General features: G+C 36.2%; 20 protein-coding genes, 1 pseudogene and 1 riboswitch. Of the genes and pseudogenes, 4 read left to right on the top strand and 17 right to left on the bottom strand.

The features are described 5' to 3' along the window. The first annotated feature begins 387 nt into the window (after positions 1-387). On the top strand, positions 388-786 hold the full coding sequence (locus tag JFU24_RS04055; RefSeq protein ID WP_201224726.1) for a hypothetical protein: 399 nt from the start codon (positions 388-390) through the stop codon (positions 784-786). Between the two features lie 172 nt (positions 787-958). On the opposite strand, the gene JFU24_RS04060 is transcribed toward JFU24_RS04055, so the two are convergent. From JFU24_RS04060 to JFU24_RS04095, 8 genes are all read right to left on the bottom strand, one after another. After that, on the bottom strand, positions 959-2,404 hold the full coding sequence (locus JFU24_RS04060) for an alanine/glycine:cation symporter family protein (RefSeq protein WP_201180820.1): 1,446 nt from the start codon (positions 2,402-2,404) through the stop codon (positions 959-961). 423 nt (positions 2,405-2,827) lie between these two features. Next, positions 2,828-4,138: a Na+/H+ antiporter NhaC family protein gene (locus JFU24_RS04065; RefSeq protein ID WP_201249539.1), complete on the bottom strand. Its 1,311-nt coding sequence runs from the start codon at positions 4,136-4,138 to the stop codon at positions 2,828-2,830. 229 nt (positions 4,139-4,367) lie between these two features. After that, a riboswitch (SAM riboswitch) is annotated at positions 4,368-4,475 on the bottom strand. Between the two features lie 328 nt (positions 4,476-4,803). After that, on the bottom strand, positions 4,804-5,475 hold the full coding sequence (locus JFU24_RS04070; RefSeq protein ID WP_201225187.1) for an SOS response-associated peptidase: 672 nt from the start codon (positions 5,473-5,475) through the stop codon (positions 4,804-4,806). A gap of 61 nt (positions 5,476-5,536) precedes the next feature. Beyond that, entirely contained in the window at positions 5,537-5,692 is a 156-nt protein-coding gene (locus tag JFU24_RS04075) for a hypothetical protein (RefSeq protein WP_201180823.1), read from the bottom strand. 441 nt (positions 5,693-6,133) lie between these two features. Continuing rightward, positions 6,134-6,889 (bottom strand): amino acid ABC transporter ATP-binding protein, encoded by a 756-nt coding sequence (locus JFU24_RS04080; RefSeq protein WP_056527041.1) that lies wholly within the window; start codon positions 6,887-6,889, stop codon positions 6,134-6,136. A gap of 22 nt (positions 6,890-6,911) precedes the next feature. Continuing rightward, a complete protein-coding gene (locus JFU24_RS04085) occupies positions 6,912-7,625 on the bottom strand; it encodes an amino acid ABC transporter permease (protein WP_223305291.1) in 714 nt (237 codons plus the stop codon). An 11-nt stretch (positions 7,626-7,636) separates the two neighbouring features. Further along, positions 7,637-8,344 (bottom strand): amino acid ABC transporter permease, encoded by a 708-nt coding sequence (locus tag JFU24_RS04090; RefSeq protein WP_201249540.1) that lies wholly within the window; start codon positions 8,342-8,344, stop codon positions 7,637-7,639. 210 nt (positions 8,345-8,554) lie between these two features. Then, positions 8,555-9,430 (bottom strand): transporter substrate-binding domain-containing protein, encoded by an 876-nt coding sequence (locus JFU24_RS04095; protein ID WP_201180825.1) that lies wholly within the window; start codon positions 9,428-9,430, stop codon positions 8,555-8,557. A gap of 317 nt (positions 9,431-9,747) precedes the next feature. Here JFU24_RS04095 and JFU24_RS04100 point away from each other — a divergent pair, with 317 nt between their 5' ends. Then, positions 9,748-10,941, top strand: a complete 1,194-nt coding sequence (locus tag JFU24_RS04100; RefSeq protein WP_342214736.1) for an acyl-CoA dehydrogenase family protein — start codon at positions 9,748-9,750, stop codon at positions 10,939-10,941. A 384-nt stretch (positions 10,942-11,325) separates the two neighbouring features. Here JFU24_RS04100 and ggt read toward each other — a convergent pair. The 4 genes and pseudogenes from ggt to JFU24_RS04120 all read right to left on the bottom strand — a co-directional run bounded on the left by ggt (position 11,326) and on the right by JFU24_RS04120 (position 17,389). Beyond that, positions 11,326-13,403 (bottom strand): annotated as a pseudogene (ggt, locus tag JFU24_RS04105) (gamma-glutamyltransferase). Between the two features lie 430 nt (positions 13,404-13,833). Beyond that, positions 13,834-15,822, bottom strand: coding sequence for a TRAP transporter permease (locus tag JFU24_RS04110; protein WP_201249542.1), 1,989 nt, complete (start codon positions 15,820-15,822; stop codon positions 13,834-13,836). Then, positions 15,815-16,321, bottom strand: a complete 507-nt coding sequence (locus JFU24_RS04115; RefSeq protein ID WP_377428031.1) for a DUF1850 domain-containing protein — start codon at positions 16,319-16,321, stop codon at positions 15,815-15,817. Before JFU24_RS04115 ends, JFU24_RS04110 begins: the two co-directional genes overlap by 8 nt. Positions 16,322-16,414: 93 nt before the next feature. Continuing rightward, the gene (locus JFU24_RS04120) at positions 16,415-17,389 is read right to left on the bottom strand and encodes a TAXI family TRAP transporter solute-binding subunit (protein ID WP_201180834.1); all 975 of its coding nucleotides are present in this window, start codon (positions 17,387-17,389) and stop codon (positions 16,415-16,417) included. A 367-nt stretch (positions 17,390-17,756) separates the two neighbouring features. Here JFU24_RS04120 and JFU24_RS04125 point away from each other — a divergent pair, with 367 nt between their 5' ends. Together JFU24_RS04125 and JFU24_RS04130 are read left to right on the top strand one after the other, a co-directional pair. Beyond that, entirely contained in the window at positions 17,757-18,671 is a 915-nt protein-coding gene (locus tag JFU24_RS04125; protein WP_201180835.1) for a LysR family transcriptional regulator, read from the top strand. Between the two features lie 296 nt (positions 18,672-18,967). After that, complete coding sequence (locus JFU24_RS04130; protein WP_201249543.1) at positions 18,968-19,990, top strand: NAD(P)H-dependent amine dehydrogenase family protein; 1,023 nt, start codon at positions 18,968-18,970, stop codon at positions 19,988-19,990. Between the two features lie 793 nt (positions 19,991-20,783). On the opposite strand, the gene JFU24_RS04135 is transcribed toward JFU24_RS04130, so the two are convergent. The 5 genes from JFU24_RS04135 to JFU24_RS04155 all read right to left on the bottom strand — a co-directional run bounded on the left by JFU24_RS04135 (position 20,784) and on the right by JFU24_RS04155 (position 25,499). Then, a complete protein-coding gene (locus tag JFU24_RS04135) occupies positions 20,784-21,539 on the bottom strand; it encodes an IclR family transcriptional regulator (RefSeq protein WP_201180837.1) in 756 nt (251 codons plus the stop codon). 356 nt (positions 21,540-21,895) lie between these two features. Then, positions 21,896-23,623 (bottom strand): sensor histidine kinase, encoded by a 1,728-nt coding sequence (locus tag JFU24_RS04140; protein ID WP_201249544.1) that lies wholly within the window; start codon positions 23,621-23,623, stop codon positions 21,896-21,898. Positions 23,624-23,643: 20 nt separating this feature from the next. Further along, positions 23,644-24,105, bottom strand: coding sequence for a GAF domain-containing protein (locus JFU24_RS04145; protein WP_201180839.1), 462 nt, complete (start codon positions 24,103-24,105; stop codon positions 23,644-23,646). Then, complete coding sequence (locus tag JFU24_RS04150) at positions 24,095-24,748, bottom strand: response regulator (protein WP_207196336.1); 654 nt, start codon at positions 24,746-24,748, stop codon at positions 24,095-24,097. The genes JFU24_RS04145 and JFU24_RS04150 overlap by 11 nt, the downstream gene beginning before the upstream one ends. Before the next feature lie 100 nt (positions 24,749-24,848). Next, positions 24,849-25,499 carry a sensor histidine kinase gene (locus JFU24_RS04155; RefSeq protein ID WP_201180841.1) on the bottom strand — a complete coding sequence of 217 codons (651 nt, stop codon included), beginning with the start codon at positions 25,497-25,499 and terminating at the stop codon, positions 24,849-24,851. Between the last annotated feature and the right edge of the window lie 9 nt (positions 25,500-25,508).

Here is a 25,508-nt window from a genome sequence, read left to right on the forward strand (position 1 = left end):
CTGCCCCGATAGTGGAATAAGAAAGGACATATGCTTTTTATATGCTGATATTCTCCCACCTATAAACGAATAATTTAAGTTATCATCTGCAATGTTAGTTAACATGCTATCCACTATTTTAGCTCCCATTGCCTCATAAGAAGTGGCAAGAACTATTTTTCTCTAACCCTTTAACACTAGCCGAATTGAAGTCTAAACTCTTAAATTCAGGAAGGAGTTTTTTTAATAATTTTTTTCTATCTCTAAAACTTGAAGTTCGTTTAAAATATATATAGAAGTTACGTCCTATGTCAAAATTCAGTTTGACGAGTTAATTCTTATTTCACTAAAGAAGTATTGAGTTGAAGAAGGCGATTTAATTAAAATAACGAAAATGATGTATTAGAGGTGATTAAATTTAACAAAGTTTTTGTCTTAGATGGTGAAAATTTTTCGGACTTTAATGGACTCTGTAACGAGTTTTCGAATGTAGTTCTCTCTGGAAAATACAAGTGGAATGGAAGTCTCGATGCATTTAATGATATTTTATTTGGTGGTTTCGGTGATATAGAAGTTGAAGAAGAATATACAATTTTTTGGAGAAATTCTGTCAAATCTAAAATCGATTTAGTGTACGGAGAAACAATAACCATACTGAATGAGATGTTGAAAAATTGCCATCCAAGTAATGAAGAAAAAGTAATTAAAGAAATAAGGGATGCAAAAATGAACATTGGTTCAACTATATTTAATTGGGTAGAAGAAATTATCCTTGATAATAAAAATATAACGTTGATTTTGGAGTAATCCTTAATCAAGTAAAGGGTAGCGTTAGTTGAATTAAAAAGGGAACTTAATATGTATCAAGAGTTCCCTTTCTTAATGTATACATATCAACATTTAGATTTAACATCGCCTATACAAAAAAAGCTTATAGACTTGTCCCAAAAAAAGGGACTTTTCTACAAGCTGAAATGCCTTAATTTATCTTTAACTTTCGATTGCTCTTACTCTCATCCACATTATCGGATGGATCACCCCAACATTCCACATTCTTCAAACCTTTAATATTGTTTACATGGAAAACTGGGTTTTTTCCACTCTTCTTTTGTTTTTGATAATCGGCTAGTGCAGCAAATGCAATTTTTCCAAGTAAGGCTATGGCGATTAAGTTGATAATGGCCATTAACCCCATCAGCAAGTCAGCTAGACCCCATACAAACTTGAGTGAAGCAAGCGAACCGAAAATCACCATCCCAACGACTGCGATACGATATAAGTTTAACCAAACTTTATTTTCATTAATAAAGCCAATGTTCGACTCTCCATAATAGTAGTTACCAACTATGGAACTAAAGGCGAATAACAGTACGATAATGGCAAGGAAAATGCCAGCCCAAGATCCTAATGCCGTACCAAGTGCATTTTGGGTAAGGACTATACCATCTGTTTCCTTCGATGTATACAGGCCTGAGAACAAAATGATGAAGGCGGTCGAACTACAAATGACAAGCGTATCCACAAATACACCAAGAGACTGAATGAGCCCTTGTTTTACGGGATGACTGACATCTGCTGTCGCACCTGCATTAGGGGCACTACCCATCCCGGCTTCATTAGAAAATAGACCTCTCTTGATTCCTTGCATCATGGCAGCGCCTAGTGCTCCGCCAGCAACTTCCCTTAATCCATCAAAAGCACTTTCAAAGATTAAAACAAAAACACCAGGTAACTCGGTAATATTCATGATAATGATAATCAATGCTACTATCACATATGCTCCTGCCATAATCGGTACGATGACTTCAGATACTTTTGCAATCATTTTAATGCCTCCAAAAATGATGACAGCCGTAACAAGAGCAAGGATGATTGCCGTAACCCACTTATCGATCCCAAACGATTCATTGAACGCACTTGTGATCGTGTTGGCTTGTACAGAGTTGAAAGCAAGCCCAAATGTAAGCGAAATCAATACAGCAAACGTGATACCCATCCAACGGGCATTCAATGCTTTTTCCATATAATAAGCAGGGCCACCTCGGAATGTATCGCCATCCTTGACCTTATAAATTTGTGCAAGTGTACTTTCAATGAAGGCAGAGGCAGACCCGATAAGTGCTATTAACCACATCCAGAAAACGGCTCCTGGACCACCCATTGTGATGGCTATGGCAACACCTGCAAGGTTACCTGTTCCAACCCGTGAAGCAGTACTGATGCAAAAAGCCTGAAACGATGTCACACCTTTTTTATCCGCTGTGGCACCTTCTCCCAAAAGCCTGAACATTTCCCCTACCATTCTGAATTGGACAAACTTCGTACGAACGGAAAAATAAAGACCCAATCCAATCAGCATAATAATCAGTATTTTTGACCACAGTAAATCATTTGTTCCACTAATAAAACTTCCTAACATCTCCATTAAAAACAAACCACCTCTAATTATTAACTTATATATGATAGCAATTGACAACCATTGTTTATTTCCCCATTCTCTCGGTAAGATAAACGATAGAAGTCCATAGTAAAAAAGGGAGATTCAAGAATGAATCCCCAATACAATAATCTATTATATCCTACCATTCAATTTATTTCATTCATAAATTTGAGGAATGAATCGGGAAACTCCCATCGAGAATAAGAATGATATAATATTCTGTATCATTTCTAAATATAAATAATTATTCTCCCACGCTTTCTGATACTTTCAATTGAACCCTTCTAAGATCAAAATTGTAAAGAGTTCCATGAATAAAAGCTAAATATATATTTATTAAAATGGACGCATATAAAAAAACACCCTAGATCTAAAGATTCAGGGTGTTTTTCTGTTTAATTCACTTTTTCAAGAAGTATGTTTCTTCTCTTCGCTCCCTGAAAATCGCGGAAAACCAATCAAAATGGCTATGACTCCACAAATCCCAATTAATACTGGGTAAAAAGAATAGGGTAAAATACTTACAGGTGAAATTTGTGCTACCCCCGCCGCAACAAGCAGTTGTGCCCCATATGGAATTAACCCTTGAATACAACAAGCAAAAACGTCAAGCAAGCTCGCCGATTTACGGGGATCGATGCCATACTTTTCCGCAATATTTTTGGCTAGCGGACCGGCAATGATAATAGAAATCGTGTTATTTGCCGTAGATAGATTTGTCAAACCGACTAAACCGGCAATGCTGAATTCAGCACCTTTTCTTGATTTGCTATTACGGGTCACGACGTGGAGAAGATAATCGATGCCGCCGTTATGTTTGATGACTGACACCATACCAGCAATTAAAATGGCAAGAAAAGAGATCTCATACATTCCCGCCATTCCATCCCCCATTTTTTGAATGACGCCCATCAGTTGATAACTACCATCCGCTAACCCGATAATTCCGGCAAACACAATACCGATGGAGAGGACAAGGAACACATTGACTCCAGCTAATGCAGTGATCAAAACGCAAATATAAGGTAGAATCTTCACCCAATTATAGGAATGTTGAGAGATAGCTGCTTGTTCACCCATTGTTAAAAAGCCAAGGATGACACATGTGATGATGGCCGCAGGTAAAACAATGAAAAAATTCACTTTAAACTTATCCTTCATTTTCGTTCCCTGCGTTCGAACAGCTGCGATTGTCGTATCTGAAATGAAAGATAGGTTGTCACCAAACATCGCACCACCGATAACGGCGGCCATTGAAAGGGCAAGCGAAATATCGGTTTGTTCACTAATTCCTACACCTATAGGTGCTAGCGCTACGATTGTTCCCATGCTTGTCCCCATAGATAGAGAAATAAAACAAGCGATAATGAAAATACCTACCATTAATAGATTTTGCGGAAATACCGATAACGCAAGATTCACCGTTGATTCTACCGCACCCATTCCATTCGCCACTTCTGAAAAAGCACCGGCCAAAAGGAAAATGATAACCATTAACATAATATTGGAGTCCCCGGCACCTTTACAAAAGATTTCAACTTTTTGATTGAAAGACTCTTTTCGATTCATTGCCAATGCAGCCGCTGATGCAATCGCAATCGCCACAATCACCGGAAATGAATAAAAATCTCTTGTAATAACCCCGGAACCTATAAATAAAATTAAAAAAACGACAAATGGGACTAAAGCCCAAGGATTCCCTTTATTGTTTGTACTCATGATGAACACCTCTTTTTATTTTTCCCATGACAAATATGTCATAGCCCTTATTCATTGAACTAATTCGGTAAAAAATTCTAGTAAGATCCAACATTTCTTTCATATTATTGTAAGCATGACTCCAAAAGCATAATAGCCAATACGAAGCTAAAGCTAAACCATCGAACGTGAAAAAAGACCTCTTCTATTAAACAATAAGAAGAGGTCTTTTAATCTATAAAAAACACCCTCCTCATCTTTCAGACGTATTCGCCTGCTGGATTTGGCACAGCACTCCTATTAAGTCTCGTCTGCCGAGACATCTTCGGGCCAGTCCCTCCGTCTCTCTTGATAAGAAGATCCAAATTACGTAATGATATTATCAAATGTTCCGATGTCTACGAGTAAAGAATCAGGCAGGTTAACAAGTGCACTGCATTGTTCGATTGCTAAGTTGTCTTTTTGCAGTCCTAGCTTTTCATCCATTCACTCTAGGAAAGTGACATCGATACCCGCATCGAAAAGCAAATATAAGAGTACAGTATTTTATGTATTTCCGCAAGGTGTAGCCTAAAGTATTTTATAAAGAGGTTTTTTTCAAATGAGTAAAGAGGAACTTATGAATGATGATAAAGTACTTCACCTTTAATTGAAAAGAGAAAAACAAAAAGAGGTCCTAGGACCTCTCAGCAAATTTGGTGTATTAACTTAGGTGAATTATTTTTAGGTGAGTTCACATCATTCGATACCTCAAAAGCTTCCATCTGTTCAGTATCAAATGATTTTAAGTATTGCTGTAGATATGCAGTATCATTAATTGAAGGATCCAGCCAAGTCTTTTCATCTTCAGGTTTAAGTATAACTGGCATGCGATCATGAATACTAGTCATTAGCTCATTCGGAGTAGTGGTAATAACTGAGCAGGAATATATCGTGATACCTTCAGGTGATTTCCATGATTCCCAGAGACCAGCCATTCCAAATGGGGCATTACTCTTAAGTTTTATTCGCATAGGTATTTTACGTTCTGGTGTCTTCTTCCACTCATAAAAAGAGTCGGCAAGTATCAAACACCGTTTCTTCTTATACGAATTCTTAAAACTTGTTTTCTCAGCAATGGTCTCCGCTCGGGCATTAATCATCTTGTAGCCCATTTTCTCATCTTTTGCCCAGTAAGGTATGAGTCCCCAACGAAGATATCCAAGTCGATTCCTAGATCCGTCATTAATAACGGATAAGACAGAGTGAGAAGGTGCTATGTTGTAGCTGAATTGGTACTCGGCATTAAATGGCGCTTGAATATCAAACCTGTCAATTATTTCTTCAATGTCTGTGAAAAGGGTGAAACGCCCGCACATAATATCGCCTACTGTTTTAAGATTTATTATGATTGTAACAAATGGAGAGTTCAGTAACAAATTAGCGTTCTAAAATCCTAATGTCAGTAAAAGGTTGATTAAATAATTCGCTAGTAATCAATAGTGTGCCAAGGACTTCTCTTTCATCTTCAGCTTTAATAATTTCTGACAGAATTACTGTGCTGCCATTCTTAACTGTAACATTATATTCATTCAAAGTTTCACCCCCTGATATGGCTTGATAATTGTTATTATAAACCAAAAACACACTTGTAAAAACTAAAGAGCACCGTCATCAATTAACTAAACGCAAGGAGAAAAGCATTGAAAACATACGTTCAATTATGCAATTTTTTTAATCTAGTGATAAAGTGAAGAGTTAATTTCATCTCGTAGGATCACTAGTTATTTACACGAAATTCCCAAGCAGGTTTTCATAGGTAATTCGTTTTTTGACTACTTCATATAGGCTACACTGAAGCCCATAATTTCATTGATTATTACTGAAAAGAATGATTTTTTATTTCAACACAAGTATGGATTACTATGCGTTTGTTTTAATTACTTATATGTATAGAGTGATCGCTATTAATCTATCGCTCTGGATCAGCTTCAAAAATTCACCCTTTTCTTATTAACTCTTAATTTCATTTAAAAATTAAATGTAAAAAATATAATCCTCCGGTAAGACTCTTTTTAAGAACTTCTTTGTTCTTTCTTCTTTTGGTTTCACAAAAATATCTTTAGGTGATCCTTCTTCTACTACGACACCAGCATCCATAAATATTACTCTGTTTGCTACATCCTTTGCAAAAGACATTTCATGCGTGACTACTAACATGGTTGTTCCTTCTTTTGCTATTTGCTTCATTACTGTTAAAACTTCACCGACAAGTTCAGGATCAAGTGCAGAAGTTGGTTCGTCAAATAGAATAATGTCAGGATTTAAAGCTACTGCTCTCGCAATGCCAACCCTTTGTTGCTGACCACCTGATAGTTCAATAGGGTAAGCATTGTATTTTTCTGACAGACCTACTTTATCTAATGCTTTTTTACCAATCTCATTTGCTTCGGCTTTCGCAATCTTCCTTCCAATAACAAGACCTTCTGTCACATTTTCTAATGCCGTTTTATTATTAAACAGATTATAATTTTGAAATACAAAAGCTATCTTTTGCCTAATTCCATGAATCGCCTTTTTTGATGCTGTTTTAAGATTTACATCAATATCCCCAAAAATTGCATGTCCTTGATCTGCTTTTTCAAGAAAGTTAATGCATCGAAGTAATGTTGTCTTTCCTGAACCGCTTGGGCCCAGAATTACTACCACGTCACCCTTTTCTATTTTTAAATCTACACCTTTTAAAATCTCATTTTCTCCAAATGATTTATGGATATTTGTAATTTCTAACATCATGTCCACCTCCTGCTTCATTTCAAATACCTACTGCTCTATACCTACTTAAACGTTTTTCATACAGCTTAAATAAATACTCTACTAAACTACATAAAATCAGGTATACAAGAAAGATATCAATATAAGCCTCAACATAATTGTAGCCTACATTGGCAGCTACCTTGGCTCTTAGAGTAATTTCTTGCAATGACAATGCATATCCGAGAGATGTTGCTTTAATTAGATTGACTGTTGCTGTACAAATATTTGGTAATGCTACAACTAATGTCTGTGGAATGATAATTCTTCTAAATGCTTGGACATTTGTTAATCCGACTGAATAAGCAGCTTCTAGTTGTCCCTTACTCACTGTGCTTATTGCTGAACGAAACACTTCTATTAGAATAGCTGTCGTATTCAATGAAAAAACAATGAATGCGTACCAAATTGGATTTACATCGTATACATTCATTTCGATGTTATACTTATCAAATATCGAAGCTAGCAGTAAGGGTACACTGCTATAAATAATAAAAATTTGAATTATGACAGGAGTTCCTCTTACAAAGGAAACATATATCTGTGCTACACGATTTAAAACTGGAATTTGATTTATTCTTGTTAAAGCAAGCAAAAATCCTAACGGAAGCGCAACAAGTAAAGCTACAATTGTAATGAATAACGCCGTGGGCACCCCTGATAATGCTACAAAAAAGGTTTCCACTAAAAATTTATAATCCAATCCTTCTGACACTCTGTCACCCCCTATGTAGTTGTTATCACTTGTTTTCCTTTACTAAATACCTTCTCTAATTTTAAGAATAGTTGTTCAATAGCAATCGATAATATCCAGTAAATAACAGCTAAAGCAAGATAAATTTCTAATGCATGAGTATTATAATTCCCAGCGATTATAAGCTCTGCTTTCCCCATGATATCTATCAATCCGATTGTATATGCTAGGGCTCCTTCTTTCATCAACTCAAGTAAGCTGTTACCGAAGTTTGGTAAAGCAACTACAAAACCTTGCGGTAAAATAATTCTCCAATACGCTTGTGTATTACTTAATCCTACACTTACTGCAGCTTCAAATTGCCCTCTATCTATAGATTCATACGATGTTCTGATAACCTCAGACATGGCAGCTGCAAATTGAAGCGAAAAGGTAATAACAACAAATACCGCTTTGTCAATGTCGTTTAGGTTTACGCCAAAATTATCTGCAATTGCTGGAATCCCATAATAAGTTAGAAATAGGAGAACAATAGATGGTGTACATCTTAATATTGTTGTATACCCATAGGCAATTTTCTTAGCAATTTTACTATTTCCTATTTTCATGGCTGCTAAGATGAAACCTAAGATTGTCCCGAATAGGACCGAAAGACCAGCAACCATTAATGTTACTTTTAGAAAAGGAATTAACATTGGTACTGATTCAACTATGTAATTTACATCAAAGTATTTCTCCATGTTTCACATCCATCTTCTTTTTCCTATTTAAAAGGTTCAATATTCAAAACGTAATCATTCTTCAATATTAGAGGTATATATACAAAAACTTGCCACTCCTTTACTTTTTTGGTTTGAATTGAGGTTACCCACTCAACAACCTAAAATAAGAAAGTGACAAGTATAGCCTCAGTGATTGACTTTTTTAGGCTCTGGTAGATTAGAGTGTTGTTATCTTTTTACAGTTTCCAATACCTCAAACAAATCTCTTCCGTAAAATTCTGTACTTAACTGATTTGTCTTCTTTTCTTCTTTTAACTTTTTGATTGCTTCATCATAAGCGTCTGCAAATTCTTGTTCTTTTTTGTTAAACAATGGCCAAGTTTTGATTACTGCGAATTCATTGTAAACGAGATCATTTTTTAAATTATGATATGGACCATCTTCTGCTACTTGCTTCTTAAAAGCTCCCTCAATTGCTATTCCACCGTCTACACGGCCTTCGTTTACCCATTGAACTACATCAACTGTGAATGCATCTCCGGCTTTTAATTTTACTTTATTGTCCTTATTGGCCTGGTTATATTCATCAACAATTGTATATTGCGCGTTGTTTGCAGCAATTGGTGCTAAAGAAAAACCAGCTGAAGCAAAGTCTTTTAGATTTTTTATCTTTTCATTTTCTTTCTTTAACACAAGTCCTGCACTGCTTAACCCAAGGAATTCTTTAGGAAAGATAAACTTCTCTGTCCTTTCCTGTGTCCAGAAAGCATTTTTAACCCCTGCTTGATATTTACCTTGTTCAATGCCTACTAATAAGTCATCACTTGATGTCCCAATATATTCAAATTCGTATTCTGGAAGTAATTCATCAACCAATTTCATAACTTCTACATCGTAACCAGTTGGATTTCCCTTCTCATCTAACCAAGACATTGGTTTTGACGCTTGGTCATATGCTATTTTTACCTTTTTTACTTCTGTGTCGCTACTACCTTCATTTGTATTTGCTTCTTTTCCGGACGATGTACTTGAACCGCATCCTGTTAAAAGGGTTACTAATGCTAAACCGGTGGCTACCACATTGAAAAACTTTTTATTTTTCATAAAAAATCTCCTTCTTTTGTTTATTTGTATAATGCTTATTACATACCTTTAACTATCCTCATATAGTAGATCCACCTGTCGCCCTTGAATACCAACTATTTTGGTAGGTTAAGTGAGGTAACTGATAATTTAAATATTAGATTGATAATATTTTAAAGTCAATGTATTTTTTGGAAATCTCTAACTTATAATTTACTGGATATAAATTCCTTGACAACTTAAACCGTCACAATTATCATTTAAACCAATAAGAATAATAGGGATTGTTTTGTTAAATTAATAGGTAAACCTTTAAAATAGCAGGAGGGCAAAACGTGATTAACTTATTTATTAAAACAGAGAGTCAAAAAACGTGGTTACAAAAGTTATATGAACTAGAATCAAAATTCAAAAATAATTCTGCTCAAATTGATGAATTAGCAACCTTCCCAACAGAACACATTCAAGATTTAATTAATATGGGATATACAAGTTCAACTCTTCCCAAAGCCTATGGTGGCGGAGGTTTAAAAATATATGACATGATACTCCTTCAAGAAACATTGGCTAGTTTTGATGCAACAACAGCACTTTCCATTGGCTGGAACCTTGGAGTGATAGGCGAACTTTTTGAAAAAAAGAGTTGGACAGATAAGAACATAAACTTTTTTGCTCATGAAGTTCTAAATGGCGCCTTAGTGAATCGTTCAGTTAGTGAAGCACAAACAGGAAGTCCAACCCGGGGAGGCCGTCCTGGAACAAAAGCTGTCAAAAAAGAGAATTCTTGGGTTATTTCAGGACGTAAAACTTTTACAACCATGTCCCCAGTATTAACTTATTTTCTAGTATCTGCATGGATTGAAGAAAAGCAAAAGGTTGGATTTTTTCTCCTACATAAAGATTTAGTAGGACTAACCATAGATGAAACATGGGACGTAATTTCAATGAGGGGAACTGGAAGCCATGATCTGGTTCTTAAAGAGGTAGAAGTAGATGATTCAAAACTTGTCGAACTTCCTGAAATACCAAGTGGCAGCCAATTGAATGCATGGATTCTTCATATTCCAGCTTGTTACCTTGGCATTGCGCAAGCTGCAAGAGATTACGCTATACAATTTGCTAATAATTATTCGCCAAATAGTCTAAATGGACCTATTAGCCAGCTGGCAAATGTCCAACAACTTCTAGGAGAAATTGATTTGGAATTATTGAAAGCAAGGCATTTCTTATATAGCGTTGCAGAGGCTTATGATGATGAATCACGAAGAGCTCATATCACCAATGAGCTTGGAGCTGCTAAGCATATTGTTACAAACGCAGCAATTACAATTGTAGATAAAGCTATGCGAATAGTCGGTGCAAAAAGCCTTCAACGAAGCAATCCTCTTCAAAGGTACTATAGAGATGTAAGAGCCGGTTTACACAATCCTCCAATGGATGATGTAACAATAAAAAAATTAGCATTATCTGCAATTGAACAGGAGAAATCTAATTTTAGTTATCCTTCACCATCAAAGTATTTTTTGGGGTAAGAGAGCCTGTCCCCTCCATAAATAATAATGTAGCTAAATCAGGTTCTTTAAAATTTTAAACCGGATTTAGCTTAATTCGTCGTATAGTTAATCTTACTTATATTGAATGAGAGGGATTTTATGATCAAGCTGCTTCACCCTTCACTTGCGTTATTTCTAAGTCTGCTTTCGCTCGCGGGCTTTATTTTGATTGGGTGCACACATCCCAAGTGACATCCTTGGCGGCTTTTTCACAGGTGGGTTTTGGCTAAAATAATTCCCCTTATGCACATAGCACAAGGGGAATTATTATCATTCAATTAGGTTTATGACTATCATCACTTTCTCTTCGTTCTCTAAGAGTATTTTTCAACGATAATAGACCTAAAACTTAGAGTAAAAAAATTAATTGGTGATAGTACCATCATCATCAGGATCTTCCACATCAGTTTTGTCTTTTTCTAACAGTACTACTTTATCTTTTTCGTCCCATTCTACTTTGTATCCCAATGATTTCGCGACTTTTATAACTGGTAAATACGATTTATTATCTGGTTTATATGTTTTTAAATCCGCTGTGCCAATTACACCTAAACCAAGTAGCAATTTATCTGACTGAATATAAGGTTTTCCATTAATGATTTTCATTTGATTGGCTGTATAGGGATATACGGCTCCATTCACTTTCAAGGTAAACGGTCCCTTCTTCTCTTCTCTTATTTCTTTTGGCTTTTTCGATTTATAGGATATCCTATCTACCCCAAGGACTGTACCTTGTCTCGTATTATCGGCTCCTCCATACATTTTCCCATGTTCATAATCAAAAATAACACCCTGCACATTTCCAATATGCTGCGGTTGTTCTTCATATACATGCCCTTTTGCCATTAACTCCAATCTTGTATTTTGTTCAATTCCTGGTTCCCATCTCACAGTCGGATAACTAGCGGAATAAATACGAGGCATTAAAATGGCTTCTTGAATCGACATATGATGATCAATCACATTCATAATTGTTTCAGACACCGATGAGATAATCGTTGCTCCCCCCGGAGAACCAATGGCCATAAATGGCTGACCGTCTTTTAATACAAAGGTTGGAGACATACTGCTTCTCGGTCTTTTTCCTGGCTCTACTTGGTTAACGCCGCCCGGAGTCGCATCAAAATCTGTCATTTCATTATTAAGCATAAATCCATAATCAGGCACCATAATACCTGATCCAAATACTTGTTCAATCGTTGTCGTATAAGAAACCATATTTCCCCACTTATCCATGACAGAGAAGTGAGTCGTTTGTCCAATTGGGGTCTTCTCTTCTTTTACTTTCACCCTAGAAGTAGGTTCTTTGCCTTCATATTTCCATGGATCTCCTTCTTTTACATCAGCGGTTGATCTATTTGCCTTAATAAGTTTTCTTCTTTCTTTTATATAGTCGTCATCTAAAAGTCCTTTTTTAGGTACATCATAGAAATCTTCATCTGCCATATACGCTGCCCGATCAGCAAAAGCCAAATGCGTTGCTTCAGTTAGATAATGAAGATATTCTGGTGAGTTTGCTCCCATCTTTTGTACATCGTAACCTTCCATTAATTTCAGGATTTGTTGGACAGTCAAACTGCCAGAACTTGGTGAAGCTGCCCCTGCCAATTCGAATCCTCTATATTCCGATCTAATCGGTTCTCTTTCTTTCACCACATAATTCTCTAAATCCTCTGTAGTCATTGTTCCTTCGCGTTTTTGCACTTCTTTGGTAAGTGCTTTACCAATTTGGCCACTATAAAATACTTCCGATCCTTGTTTTTTAATTAATTTAAGCGTCTTTGCCAGATCTGGTTGAACGAGGGTATCTCCCTCTTTCAAGGGTTGGCCGTTAGGAACAAACACATTTGCTGCCGCTTGATTATTTTGAAGTTTTTTTACATTTTCATCGATGTATTGAGCAGTGATCCAATTGACTTTAACCCCTTTTTCAGCTTGTTTAATTGCTGGATCTATTACTTGAGATATATCCAACGTTCCATATTTCTCAAGAGCTGTTTCGACACCCTTTAACGTTCCTGGAACTCCTACTGCTTTTCCAGTAGTGTGACGCTTACTAAAAGGAATTGGTTTTCCTTTTCCATCTAAAAAAAGTTCAGGCGTTACATTTTGCGGGGCCATTTCACGACTATCAATCATCGTAATTTTATTTTCCTTTTTACTATAAATCATAATGAAACCACCGCCACCAATTCCAGACATCATTGGTTCCACTACGTTTAACGACAATTGAATGGCAATTGCGAAGATCGACCGCGTTTCCTCCCTGTTTTAATATTTTTATACCAGCCTCAGCAGACTAACGGATGAGCAACGGATACTATTCCTTTTGTTGTCCCCTTTTTCATTGACTTATCTACCCCAGGCACACTTGCAAAAGCCGGTGTAATCATACAAAAGAAACTGAAAGTAACTAAAATAAAACTTTTTATAAATTTCATAAATTAGTCTCCTTTCAAAATGATTATTGTTTCTAAAACAAATGAGATAACTAATGAAACTTTTACTGATCTACACAAATTCACAAAGGGCTGTTACAGGATTCGACTACAATTCACTATTATCAGACGGAATGTGCGTGATGCACTCTATACTATATAAAAGCAGTTTGAACTGACTGAAGCACATTCTTTTATTCTCTCTTTTTGTCAAAATATGAATTGGAAACTTTACCTCATTAAAGCACCCCTTAAAATCAAAAATTAAAATTTGATTTAGATTTCTTATGCTATAAAAAAACCATTACCTGCTTTTCTTCAACTCTAGTATTTATTGATACCATTCGTTGTCCTTACGATTATAGTCACAAAGAGTACAAACACATACCTTACACCCTCTGCTGCCCATATAATATCGTTGCAGGTATGATTTCTACATATTTTGTTTATGTTCCAATATATTAGAACTGTTATCCTTGTCTCGATTCCTCAAATATTGTAAACCAAGTAATATTACAAACGTAGTTAATCCAATAATGTCCGAAATTGTTTCAGGATAGATTAATAGCAGCCCAACCACGATAGCAAGGATTCTTTCTAACCAGTGCATCCCCCTCACCCAGTAACCAATTACACCGGCTCCAATTGCGATCATACCCGTCATTGCTGTAAGAACAACCCATGCAACTTCCATCCAAGTTGTATCAATCATAAGCATTTGCGGAGAAAGTACAAAAATGTATGGAATAATAAATGCGGCTATTGCCAGTTTTGATGACTCTATCCCAGTTTTTATCGGTTCTCCACCAGAAACTCCTGCAGCTGCAAAAGCTGCTAATGCAACTGGTGGTGTTATGTCTGCAATTATTCCAAAGTAGAAAACGAATAAATGTGCCGATAAATCCGGTACACCTAGTAAAATTATTGCAGGCGCCGCAATTGTGGATGTGATTACATAGTTTGCAGTTGTCGGTGATCCCATTCCCAAAACAAGTGCTGCTACCATCGTTAGCATAAGTGTTGGTATTAAATATCCACCAGACAAATCGATTAAACCATTTGCCAGCTTTAGCCCTAATCCCGTTTTCGTCACAATTCCTACAATAATACCAGCTGATGCAGTGGCAGCTGCTACTGCAAGTGCTGTACGAGCTCCATCAACTAATGCATAAATAATATCAATGAATTTCATACGTACATCTTTGTTAATAAAGCCCACTATGACAGAAATGACAATTGAGTACAGTGCAGCATGTGTAACCGTTATATTTGACATGAGTAATAAAACAATGGCGATTATCGGAATTAATAAATAAATCTTACCAAATACTTCTTTCTTACTAGGCATTTCTTCTTTGGTTAACCCACGCAATCCAAGTCTCTTCGCTTCAAAGTGTGTCATTATCCAAATTCCTGAAAAGTAAAGTATGGCTGGAATGGAAGCTGCTTTAGCTATATCCCAATACGTAATCCCGTTACCAATAAACTCAACCATTAAAAATGCAGCAGCCCCCATTATTGGCGGCATTAATTGACCACCTGTTGAAGCAGCTGCCTCTACTGCACCAGCAAATTCCTTTTTATATCCAAGGTTTTTCATCATCGGAATCGTGAATGCTCCTGAAGTAACAACATTAGCTACAGAGCTTCCACTTATCGTTCCTTGAAGAGCACTTGAAAAAATTGCAACCTTTGCAGGCCCTCCTATTCTTCTACCAGCAATCGCTGTTGAAAGATCATTAAAATATTGACCAACCCCTGTTCGAATAAGGAAAGAACCAAACAATAAAAACAGGAAGATAAATGTAGATGAAATCGCTAATGGTGTGCCTAATATCCCCTCCGTAGAGAAAAACATCGTTTGTACCATACGCTCAAAGGTTAAACCACGATGTGATAAGAACCCAGGCATATATTGTCCAAAAAGTCCATAGAGAACAAATACTATGGCAATAACCATAATGGGAAGACCTACTGCACGCCTAGTAGCCTCAAGTACAAGTAGAATCGCTAATAAACCAACTGCAAAATCCAAAGTGCCTAAACGACCAACATTCATAACGAGATCCTCGAAAAATAATGGCCAATAAGCGCCTACTCCAATACTAAGAACAGCTAAAATAATATCGTACCAGGCAATTTGGAACTTTCCCTTTTGACGTTTCTTGCGGTTTGCGGGGAATAGTAAAAAAATTAAAGAAAGTGCAAAACCTAAATGTATCGTCCTTTGAATTTGTGCTGTAAAAACACCAAAAACAGCCGTATATAATTGAAATAATGAAAAGGCTAAGAGACCGATAAAAGCAATGTATCCCAAAATACCTGTTAATTTCCTTGTTCCCGCTTCAGGATCGTATTTTTCTAATAGTTCCTGTTGTTCTTCTTCCGTTAAATACTTCGCTATTTCGTTATCATCAGCCATTTATATTCACTCCATTCAATTGTTCCCAAAATGAAATTTTTTTTGGAGAAATTCTGATCCATGTGCCTGGCTTAATAAAACTTGAAAATGTGTATGTACACCCCTTATAAATTAACCGATGATTTGCTCTAACTTTCCCTATTCTTAAATCAATATATGCAAATTGGCGATTCATATTTTTTATATAATAAGTGCCGTCTTTCTCTTCAAATACTTCCTCACCTTCTGCATTAGAAGGCATACCAACTGCAAAATCTTTATATGCAAGCTCGGTTAGTTTCATTTTCTTGTCGGATAAGTGATAAGTTTCGAGTACTTCTGATAAGTGAATAGAGTGTGTATACTTTATTTGAACAGTTTTTTCTTTTTTCAACGGTAAATATGCTAGTAATTCCTCTTGATCCTGGTAAGAAAAAGCAATGACTTGTTTATATGGAAAGAAGAATAGAAAAGCGCTAAACAATAGTAGAGGTATACAATAAATCGTAAATTTCTTCACTCTCATAGATACCCCTTTCAAAATTAGGAATCTATTTTCCAGAAAACAAAAGTCGATAGAACACATATAGCGTACTACCGACCATTATAGTGTTTACTGAGTTACACCTTTTTCTTTAAAGTATTTAGCTGCACCAGGATGAAGCTCCATATCCCCTAATCCTTCAAGTGCCGTTTCAGGTGTAATGAACTTACCTTTTGCATGTGTGATTTTGTCTGTATTTTCATAAATAGCTCTTGTCATTTCGTATACTAATTCTTCATCAAGATCCTTTGATACAACTAACATTGCTTTAACAGCCACCGTTTTAATGTCAGATTTTATTTTATAAGTGCCACTAGGAATGGTATCCTCTGCATAGTATGGATATTTGTCAACCAATGCTTGAACTTTGTCGTCTTCCATTGGAATAATGACAATATCATTTTGTACAGATAACGCTTCAACCGCACCAGTTGGTGTGCCTGCAGTTATAAATGCTGCGTCAATATTACCTGCCTGGATTCCGTCAGTTGACTCATCAAAAGATAGATTTTGTGCTTTAATATCTTTGTCTGATAATCCATGAATTTCTAGAATTTGCATGGCATTAATGTATGCTCCTGATCCAGGTGCGCCCACTGATACTTTTTTTCCTTTTAGATCGCTAACTGATTTAATTCCACTTTTAGCTGTCGTTACAAGTTGTACCGTTTCCGGATATAAAGAGCTGATTGCTTGGATATTATCAATTGGTTTTCCTTCAAACATTTCTTTTCCTTCAATTGCATATGCTCCGATATCTGTTTGCGAGAAAGCAATTTCAGCTTCTCCCACTCTCAAGGTTTCCATGTTTTCAGCTGATGCACCGGATGTTTGGGGTGTTATATTCGCCTTTGTGTTATCAGAAATGATATTTCCAATTTGTCCACCAAGTGGATAATATGTACCGCCAGTTCCGCCAGTCAATAGACTTAAGTTTTGGCTTCCACCGCCGGAGACACCTTCTTTACTGCCACTACATGCTGTCATGATTCCGATAAGCATCAAGATACTAACTAATAGAAAGCCACTGTATAATTTTTTCATTAAAATCCTCCTTTTGCATTTTTATCACCATTTAATAGATGATATTGTTAATATTCTACCGACCACCTTGATTTCCCTTCATTTTCCAGTTAGACCTTAGTACTGAAAAATCTCTAGGAATAAATTATTATTTATTACAAAATCAGTAAAATACAAGGCGTAAATGGGTCAAAATACTGCAAATAAATAAGAAAATTCAATCATTTGTGAGTGGAAATCCCTAATTATACAGCTCCACCCTTTATTAAAGGATAATATTGACTCTTCTATATTAGAAATATATTATTGTTATAAACTTATAAGTGTTCATTATAAAAATTACCTTTTTGGCAGTGATTCTTGAAATCCAACTGAAGTGAGTGATCATATGAATTTTCTATCTCTACGCTATTTTATAGAGATTTCTAACCATCTTAGTTTCAGTGAGGCATCCAAAACCCTGCATATTTCCCAACCCGGGCTAAGTCAACAAATCTCTTCCCTTGAAAAACAACTAGGTTTTAAACTTTTAAATCGAACAACAAGAAAAATCACATTAACAGAGGAGGGAGAGTACATCTATAAAAAACTCGCTCCTTCCTTCGATGATATTGAGAAAACGATCAATTACATAGTTGAAAACAAGATTATCCCCAAACCTAAAATAGAAATCGCTACCGTACCCTCTGCAGCTAGCATTTATATACCAAAGCTATTAAAAAAGTTTCTTGGGGAATATCCTGATGTTGAATTTTATCTACATGAAACAACATCATCAAGGGCTGTCAAACTAGTTAATCAACAAAATTATCACATCGGGTTTATCCGAACACCCATTCACAATAACATAATTGCCCATGAAGGATTGAACATGATTGAATTCAAAAGATTTCCATTACAATTAGTGGTTTCAACTGTTCATCCACTAGCTCAAAAGGATTCTATACACTTATACGAAGCAAAGGATGAATCTTTCATTCATTATGATGCGGTTCAAGCACACTCCCTTCAATTTCTATTGGAAAAGGCTTGTTTAACTGCTGGATTTTCTCCGAAAGAATTATGTAAAGGATCGGAATTATTAACTATAGCTAATTTGGTCTCTAATAACCTAGGCGTTGCTCTCATGCCCAAAGATATGATTGGTTTGTTAGGGACAAGTAACGTTAAAGCTTTAGACATCGATAACACTGAATTAACTAGTTCCATTTCAGCGATATGGAAAAACAACGATGATACGTCATTATTAACTAATCAAATTTTGCATACTCTACAAAACGATCCAACGTTTTACGATAGATAAGAGTTTTTTATTTTGATCCAGAATAAACATTAGGTTATTTTTAAAAAAGAGGCCCTACCAAAAGTAAAACCTTTGGTAGAGCCTCTTTTACATAAATTTATATTGATTATTCAATTTCAATTATAATCCAAATAATTTTCCCGCTTTGAACAAATACGTTTCTTGATAATTCCCCCTTTCTTTAAGTACTCCCTTCTATAACCAATATTTATAAGTATATAAAAATTTACTATTTTTATTATTTATCTTACCATGTTAGCATTTTTTTATACGATATTTGAAAGGATGAGAGATTATTGACTAAACAACATTCGAAATTTTCAGTATTCGGACTCGGCCCTATTGGTATAGAAATTCTCCGCAGTGCATACCAAACTAATCCACACTCGATTATTGGTGTTATAGATATTGATCCTGAAAAGATTGGAAATGATATTGGGTTATTAATCAATGAAAAACAAACAGGACTAAATGTAGTATCCAGTATACAAGAAGTAAAAACGAACACAGATCATCTTGTCGCCCTTCATGCAACCGGTTCTAACTTACAACAAGTATGGCCACAAATCAAAGAACTTCTAGATCATGGTTTTTCAGTCGTTTCTACCTGCGAACAGCTTTCTTTCCCCTGGGACCGTTACCCTGAACTTGCCAAGGAAATAGATGATTACGCTAAGGCTAAAAGGCTTAGTGTCATTGGGACTGGCATTAATCCAGGATTCATCATGGATACATTGGTCATCTGTTTTTCAACAGTATTAACAACGGTCAATAAAATAATTGTCAACCGTAGGGTAGATGTTTCAAAACGACGCATTCCCTTACAAAAAAAAGTCGGTATCGGTATGCCCAAAGAAGAATTTGAATCCTTAGCTGAACAGAATAAAATTGGGCATGTTGGGCTTGAAGAATCTGTCAGATTAATCGCTTATGGTCTCAATTGGAACCTTGCAAGTGTAAACAATACAATTGAACCGACGATTGCTGGAGAAAATATTACCGTTCCACTTACTTCCTTAAAACCAGGAGATGTAAATGGCCTTCATCAAGTATCCAAGGGCAAGACCTCAAATGGAAGGGAAATATGCTTGGATTTGACTATGTCTGTTGGAATTAATCAAGAAGATGAAATTATTATTGAAGGAAACGAAACGCAAAGATTGATCATTCCAAATGGTATTTTTGGAGATACTGCGACCGCTGCAATGGTTATCAATACCGCTAAGCAGATCGATGCCATTCGCAAACCAGGGTTACTTACCATGGCTGACATTGGAGTACCAAGGAATATATATCAATCCGAATTTGCACGTATTTAAATGCAGAAACAGCATCACTGGGGCGAAGTGTAACCTGCTCTAATGGCTTAAAAAAAATAGACAACACAGAATATGTTCATTTCTTCAATAGTTTATTATATTTCCTTGACGTGTACGAGAATTCTAGATTTGAAAATAGGATGATTCCCGTACACGTTTCGTTTCTTATTCGATGAAATTCCTAATTATTACCAATTATGTTTTAGTTCATTTTATTTGTTCCCTTACAAGAGTAAATATCGTATTTTAACAGTCTACGTGGACAGATTAAATTATAAAATAAAGTATTGTTTTATTTTTCTGAGGCATACGCCGTATAAAAAAAATCAGCTTCTTCACAAGCAGATATTTATTCAACAAAAATGTTATGGAAGACGGTATCAAAACTATCATAGGTGACTATGATACTGAAAAAGGTTGGAGAGCTCAATTTATATGCTTAGATGTTTTAACAACTCAATGAGGATAAAAACTGTTAGTAAAATGATAACAAAAACCCCAAAAACCACCTAATCGTAAATGATTAGAGTGGTTACACAAATTATTCCCTTAGTTGAGATGAAGCATTCACTACCTTCAAGGAACCAAGTGGTAAAAGGTTCTCCTAAGAAATATCAAAGAAAGGTCTGCTCATGGTTGTTTCCGTTCGGGAATGGCTTTCCATAGTCCTATCCCTCAACTTTTAGAAATTCCAAGTAAATCTTATGGAAACAAAAATCAGATAGTATAGTACTGAATTGAATTGGGGGACATACAAAGTTTATTAATCTGCTACCTCTTTTTCGGTTTTAGTTTACGAAGTTTGAGAACCTAGTTTCAATGAAATTCGTCTGGCGGCATTCGTTACTTTTTCAATTAATTCCGGCAAGCGATCTTCTTGAAATCTTGCATCAATTCCAGCTACGCTTATACCTGCTACAATTTGATTTTTACCGTTAAGTATTGGTGCACTTACGGATTTTGTATAATCCTCTAATTCAGAGGAAGTAATCGTATAACCTTTCATTCTTGCATCTTCCAAAGCATGACGGAGTATTTTTTTATCTGTTATCGTTCCAATAGCAATTGGTTTTAATTCTATATTTTCGAGATATGCTTCACACTCTTCTTCAGACAAATAGGCGAGTATTATTCGAGAGTCACCTGCGTACAGTGGTGAACGCCTTCCGATTGAAGTATATAAACGAACAGGATGCAACGTATCTACCTTTTCAATATACATGGCTTCGTTAGTATCTCTCACAATTAGATTCACAGCTTCTTCAACATCATCTCGAAGTTCTTTCATAATGGGGTATGCGATTTTTCTTATATCTAAACGCTCCCCTACGAGTTGTCCAAACTGCAAGAATACTAGCCCAAGTGAATAATAACCATCATCATCTCTTGTTAAAAACCCCATTTCTTCTAATGATCCAATCATACGGTGCAGAGAGGTTTTTGGGAGGCCAGAAAGTTCCATCATTTCATTAAAAGTGAGCCTGGAATGATTTATGAAAAGGTTAAGAATCTGCATTGACTTTATAACGGTTTTATTTTGTGATTGCATACATGGCTCCTTTCATGATTTTAGTATTTTTATTAGTGCAGAAGATAGAAATTGGTGTTCACCTATACTATCAATTTATTATAAAACAAAGCACAAAAGTTGTAATTGAATAAGACTGTTTTAGCATATATTGTTATTTTGCATAAATGCTCTGAGCACATATTCATATTAGCTTCGTAGCGGTTTTCTTCATAACTTTCAACTTTTGTTTGCTTGTAAATTGGAAGCTTTCGCCATGGGTTATAAGCTTAACAGACCCCTTAGAGGATCTTTAATGGGAATATTATCTTAATGCGTAAAGCTATCAGGAATTCCTTGGGAGCTAAATTTACCTGATCGTTACAAAAAAAATTTCTTTACAAAGGTATTTCCAAAAATACTTTTGTCCCTTTCTCCTCAACAGAATGAAGGGAAAGGTTTCCACCGGCAGCTTTGGCTCTCTCTTCCATACTGAATATGCCTACTCCACGGGTAACCTTTTCTAAATCAAATCCCTTTCCTTTATCCTCTATAACCACACGAATTTCGTCATCTATTTCCCGAATCGTCACTGTTGCTTCTTCGGTTTGAGCATATTTACGAATATTCGTTAATGCTTCTTGGATTACACGGTAAATGGTAATTTCTTTGTTTGTATTCAGACGGCAATTTAAATAGCAGTCAAAATGGATCTTGATATGGTGATGCTCTGAAAACCGGACCAAATAAGAGCGAATGGCTGGGAACAAACCAAGATCATCAAGTACTGATGGCCGCAGTTCCCATGATAGGTGTCGGAGTTCTTCGATAATTTCAGTTGCTTCATCTCGCATCTGATCTAAAAGAGGATGACTCATTTCTGTCTGCAGCCTGTTAATCGTGATGAGATGGCTGTATAAGTTTTGTCCGATACCATCGTGAAGCTCTCGAGAAAGGCGTTTCCTTTCATCTTCCTGAACATCAATGATTTTTCCCGTCATTTTCTGAATCTCTTCTTCCGCAATCTTCCTCTTGGTCACTTCATAGCGAATCGCTAAATACTGGTATGGTTTATTGTGCTCATCAAGAAACGGAACTATAGTCGTATCTACCCAATAATAGGTTCCACCCTTGGTCTTATTTTTAATCTCACCTTTCCATACTTTCCCCGATGAAATTGTTCTCCAAAGATCATTGAAAAATTCTCTAGAATGAAATCCCGAGTTAATAATTCGATGATTCTGTCCAATCAGCTCTTCCTTTGAAAACTCCGAAATCCGGCAAAATTGATCATTAACAAATTTGATGGTCCCTCTTTGATCGGTTATAGCTACAATTGATGAAGCATCCAAAGCAAATTGAAAATCGACAAGTTTATTTACGGACTTTTTCAGTTCCTCTACAACTCGTTTATATTCGGTAATTTCCTTCCGAATTGCCAGGTATTTATAAGGGCTCCCTATTTCATTTAAGAAAGGGACAATTGTGGTATCTACCCAATAATAGGTTCCATCCTTTGCTCTGTTCTTAATTTCGCCCCTCCATACACTTCCTGTCGAGATTGTTATCCAAAGATTTTGCATAAATTCCTTTGAATGATAACCTGAATGGATAATTCGATGATCCTTCCCTATAAGTTCTGCTGCTGAATATTGGGATACAGCACAAAATTTCTTGTTTATGGATTGTATCTTGCCTTTTTCATCTGTAAAAGCGACAATCGTTGATTCATCGAGTGCGTACATTAAATCAACCAGCTCATTTATGGGATAGGTTTGCTGTTGATTAAGTCGTGATTGGTCTTTCACTTTATGGAACACGACTAAGTAATAGACCTCTTTTTCAAGCGAAAAGGCATTTACCCTGAAAAAAAGTGAAAAAGTATGTCCATCCCTGTGGATTCCGAACTGGTGGATTATTTCCCCTTCCCCACTGGCCTGAAGATTTGCTCCTGGCATAAGATTCAAAAGCTTTTCTCCTATTAATTCATGATTTAAATAGCCAAAATTTTCATATACCTGTTGATTCGCAAATGAGATGACGCCTGATTCATTAACGAGAATTGTCGCTTCGCTGGACCCAAAAGAATTCTCTTTTTCCATTTCCAAATGATTATTCCAGTCCATACATAGTCCTCCTGTTGCCGTTAAATTGAGCTGTTTAATTCCTTTTCCAATCTTTTCGCTGCATCAAGGATCGTATGCTGGTCACTTTCAGAAATAGGCTGTTTTGTTCTATTACCTACTAATAATACACCTTTGAGAACACCTTTAAATTGAATTGGAACTGCGAAAGCGTAGCTGAGATTTTCCGCGAGCATGATAGGATATTCTAGTGCTTTGCCCAGAATATTATTAGGAAAATCTTCAATTCCCATCGGTCTGCCTGTTGATATTACCTTACCTGCTATCCCTTTTCCATATCGAACTGTTATTCTTTTGTATTTATCATTTCTGTTCCCGGCGGCATAATGCCAGCTTACGTCTGGACCGATGCTGTTTTGTAAAGCCAGTCCAACAAAATCACAGTTCAATTCTTCTAATACTTGTTCACACGCTTGTTTAAATGGTTGATCTTTTCTCGATTTATTGCACACGTTAAATTCCATACCCTAATAACCCCTTTTTTAAAGCAAATGCAACAAGTTCAGGTCTTGTTTTCATCTGAAGCTTCTCCATCAGGTTTCCTTTATGGGTTTCAACCGTTTTCACACTTATAACAAGCTGTCCGGCAATTTCTTTATTGGAAAATCCTTTCGCAATCAAGGTCAGGACCTCTTTTTCACGGTCCGAAAGCAGATTGAAAGTATCAGAGGTCCCCTGCTTCACACTGCCTATGTATACTTCCATTAACCTTTTAGTTGCAGATGGATGAAGGTAAGCATTTCCGGTCGAAACAGAGCGAATAGCTACCAATAATTCTTCATGTGGTGCAGTTTTTAAAATACAGCCTGAAGCACCCGCTTGAATAGCTCTGAACAAATATTCTTCATCATCATGCATAGTAAGTATTAATATGGCTACTTCAGGCATTAGTTTTTTCAGTTCTGAAGTTGCTGATAAGCCATCTTTCCCATGAGGCATGCTTAAATCCATGACTACCACATTTGGCTGGAGCTCTAGTGCTTGCTGTATTCCTTCGTTCCCCTCGGAAGCTTCCCCTATCACTTCCATATCAGAATGATTATTTAATAGCATCTTTAAGCCCATTCTTACAACGGCGTGATCATCGCAAAGCAAAATTTTTATCAAAGCTGTTCCCCCTTAGCTTTGTTCGTATATGTATTGTTATAAATGAATTTGAAACAACAACGGGGATTGCTCAATTAGCAAACCCCCTGTTTAGTCCATTTTAATATAATGGAAGAGAAATCTCTATAGAAGTCCCTTTATCTATTTTTGAAAATATGGTACATTCTCCGCCAATCAAATGCATTCTTTCACTCATGGCTGCAAGCCCGCTCGACTTATTCATAGCCGTTTCCACCTCAAACCCTTTTCCTGAATCTTTAATCATAATCAATAACCTGCTTTTTTTCCATTTGAATATTATACTTGCCTTCATCGTATCAGCATACCTTGCTATATTCACTAATGCTTCCTGGCAGACTCTGAAAAGTGTAATGCTATCTCTATCAGAGATTTGCGATTCAACACCCAGATTCTCTACCTCAACTTCAATGCCATATGTTGAAGTGTATAATTTTATATAGCTTTTCATAGCAGAAATTAGCCCCAGAGTTGTAAGGGTAGGAGGATGCAATTCTACAGCCAAGAGCCTGATTTCTTGAATTGTCTTTTCCAATAGCTGGCTCATATCACCTGCATAGCTTTTCATGGCAGGCTGTTCGATTGCCTTTTCAATGAGCTGCATACCTGTAAAAAGACTGTAGAGGGACTGTCCCACGCCTTCATGAAGCTCCATTGCAATTCGTTTAATCTCTTCTTCATGAGTTTGAATAATATAAGAACTGATGTTTTTTTTGAGTGGCTGAGTATTCATTCCCACCCT

Source organism: Peribacillus sp. TH27 (assembly GCF_016650915.1).
In the GTDB taxonomy this organism is placed as follows: Bacteria; Bacillota; Bacilli; order Bacillales; family DSM-1321; genus Peribacillus; species Peribacillus butanolivorans.

Excerpts from the sequence above, each read along its gene's own strand:
- JFU24_RS04060 (WP_201180820.1), bottom strand. The coding sequence starts at position 2,404 with ATGGAGATGTTAGGAAGTTTTATTAGTGGAACAAATGATTTACTGTGG.
- JFU24_RS04065 (WP_201249539.1), bottom strand. The coding sequence starts at position 4,138 with ATGAGTACAAACAATAAAGGGAATCCTTGGGCTTTAGTCCCATTTGTC.
- JFU24_RS04070 (WP_201225187.1), bottom strand. The coding sequence starts at position 5,475 with ATGTGCGGGCGTTTCACCCTTTTCACAGACATTGAAGAAATAATTGAC.
- JFU24_RS04080 (WP_056527041.1), bottom strand. The coding sequence starts at position 6,889 with ATGTTAGAAATTACAAATATCCATAAATCATTTGGAGAAAATGAGATT.
- JFU24_RS04090 (WP_201249540.1), bottom strand. The coding sequence starts at position 8,344 with ATGGAGAAATACTTTGATGTAAATTACATAGTTGAATCAGTACCAATG.
- JFU24_RS04095 (WP_201180825.1), bottom strand. The coding sequence starts at position 9,430 with ATGAAAAATAAAAAGTTTTTCAATGTGGTAGCCACCGGTTTAGCATTA.
- JFU24_RS04110 (WP_201249542.1), bottom strand. The coding sequence starts at position 15,822 with ATGGCTGATGATAACGAAATAGCGAAGTATTTAACGGAAGAAGAACAA.
- JFU24_RS04120 (WP_201180834.1), bottom strand. The coding sequence starts at position 17,389 with ATGAAAAAATTATACAGTGGCTTTCTATTAGTTAGTATCTTGATGCTT.
- JFU24_RS04125 (WP_201180835.1), top strand. The coding sequence starts at position 17,757 with ATGAATTTTCTATCTCTACGCTATTTTATAGAGATTTCTAACCATCTT.
- JFU24_RS04135 (WP_201180837.1), bottom strand. The coding sequence starts at position 21,539 with ATGCAATCACAAAATAAAACCGTTATAAAGTCAATGCAGATTCTTAAC.
- JFU24_RS04140 (WP_201249544.1), bottom strand. The coding sequence starts at position 23,623 with ATGGACTGGAATAATCATTTGGAAATGGAAAAAGAGAATTCTTTTGGG.
- JFU24_RS04145 (WP_201180839.1), bottom strand. The coding sequence starts at position 24,105 with ATGGAATTTAACGTGTGCAATAAATCGAGAAAAGATCAACCATTTAAA.
- JFU24_RS04155 (WP_201180841.1), bottom strand. The coding sequence starts at position 25,499 with ATGAATACTCAGCCACTCAAAAAAAACATCAGTTCTTATATTATTCAA.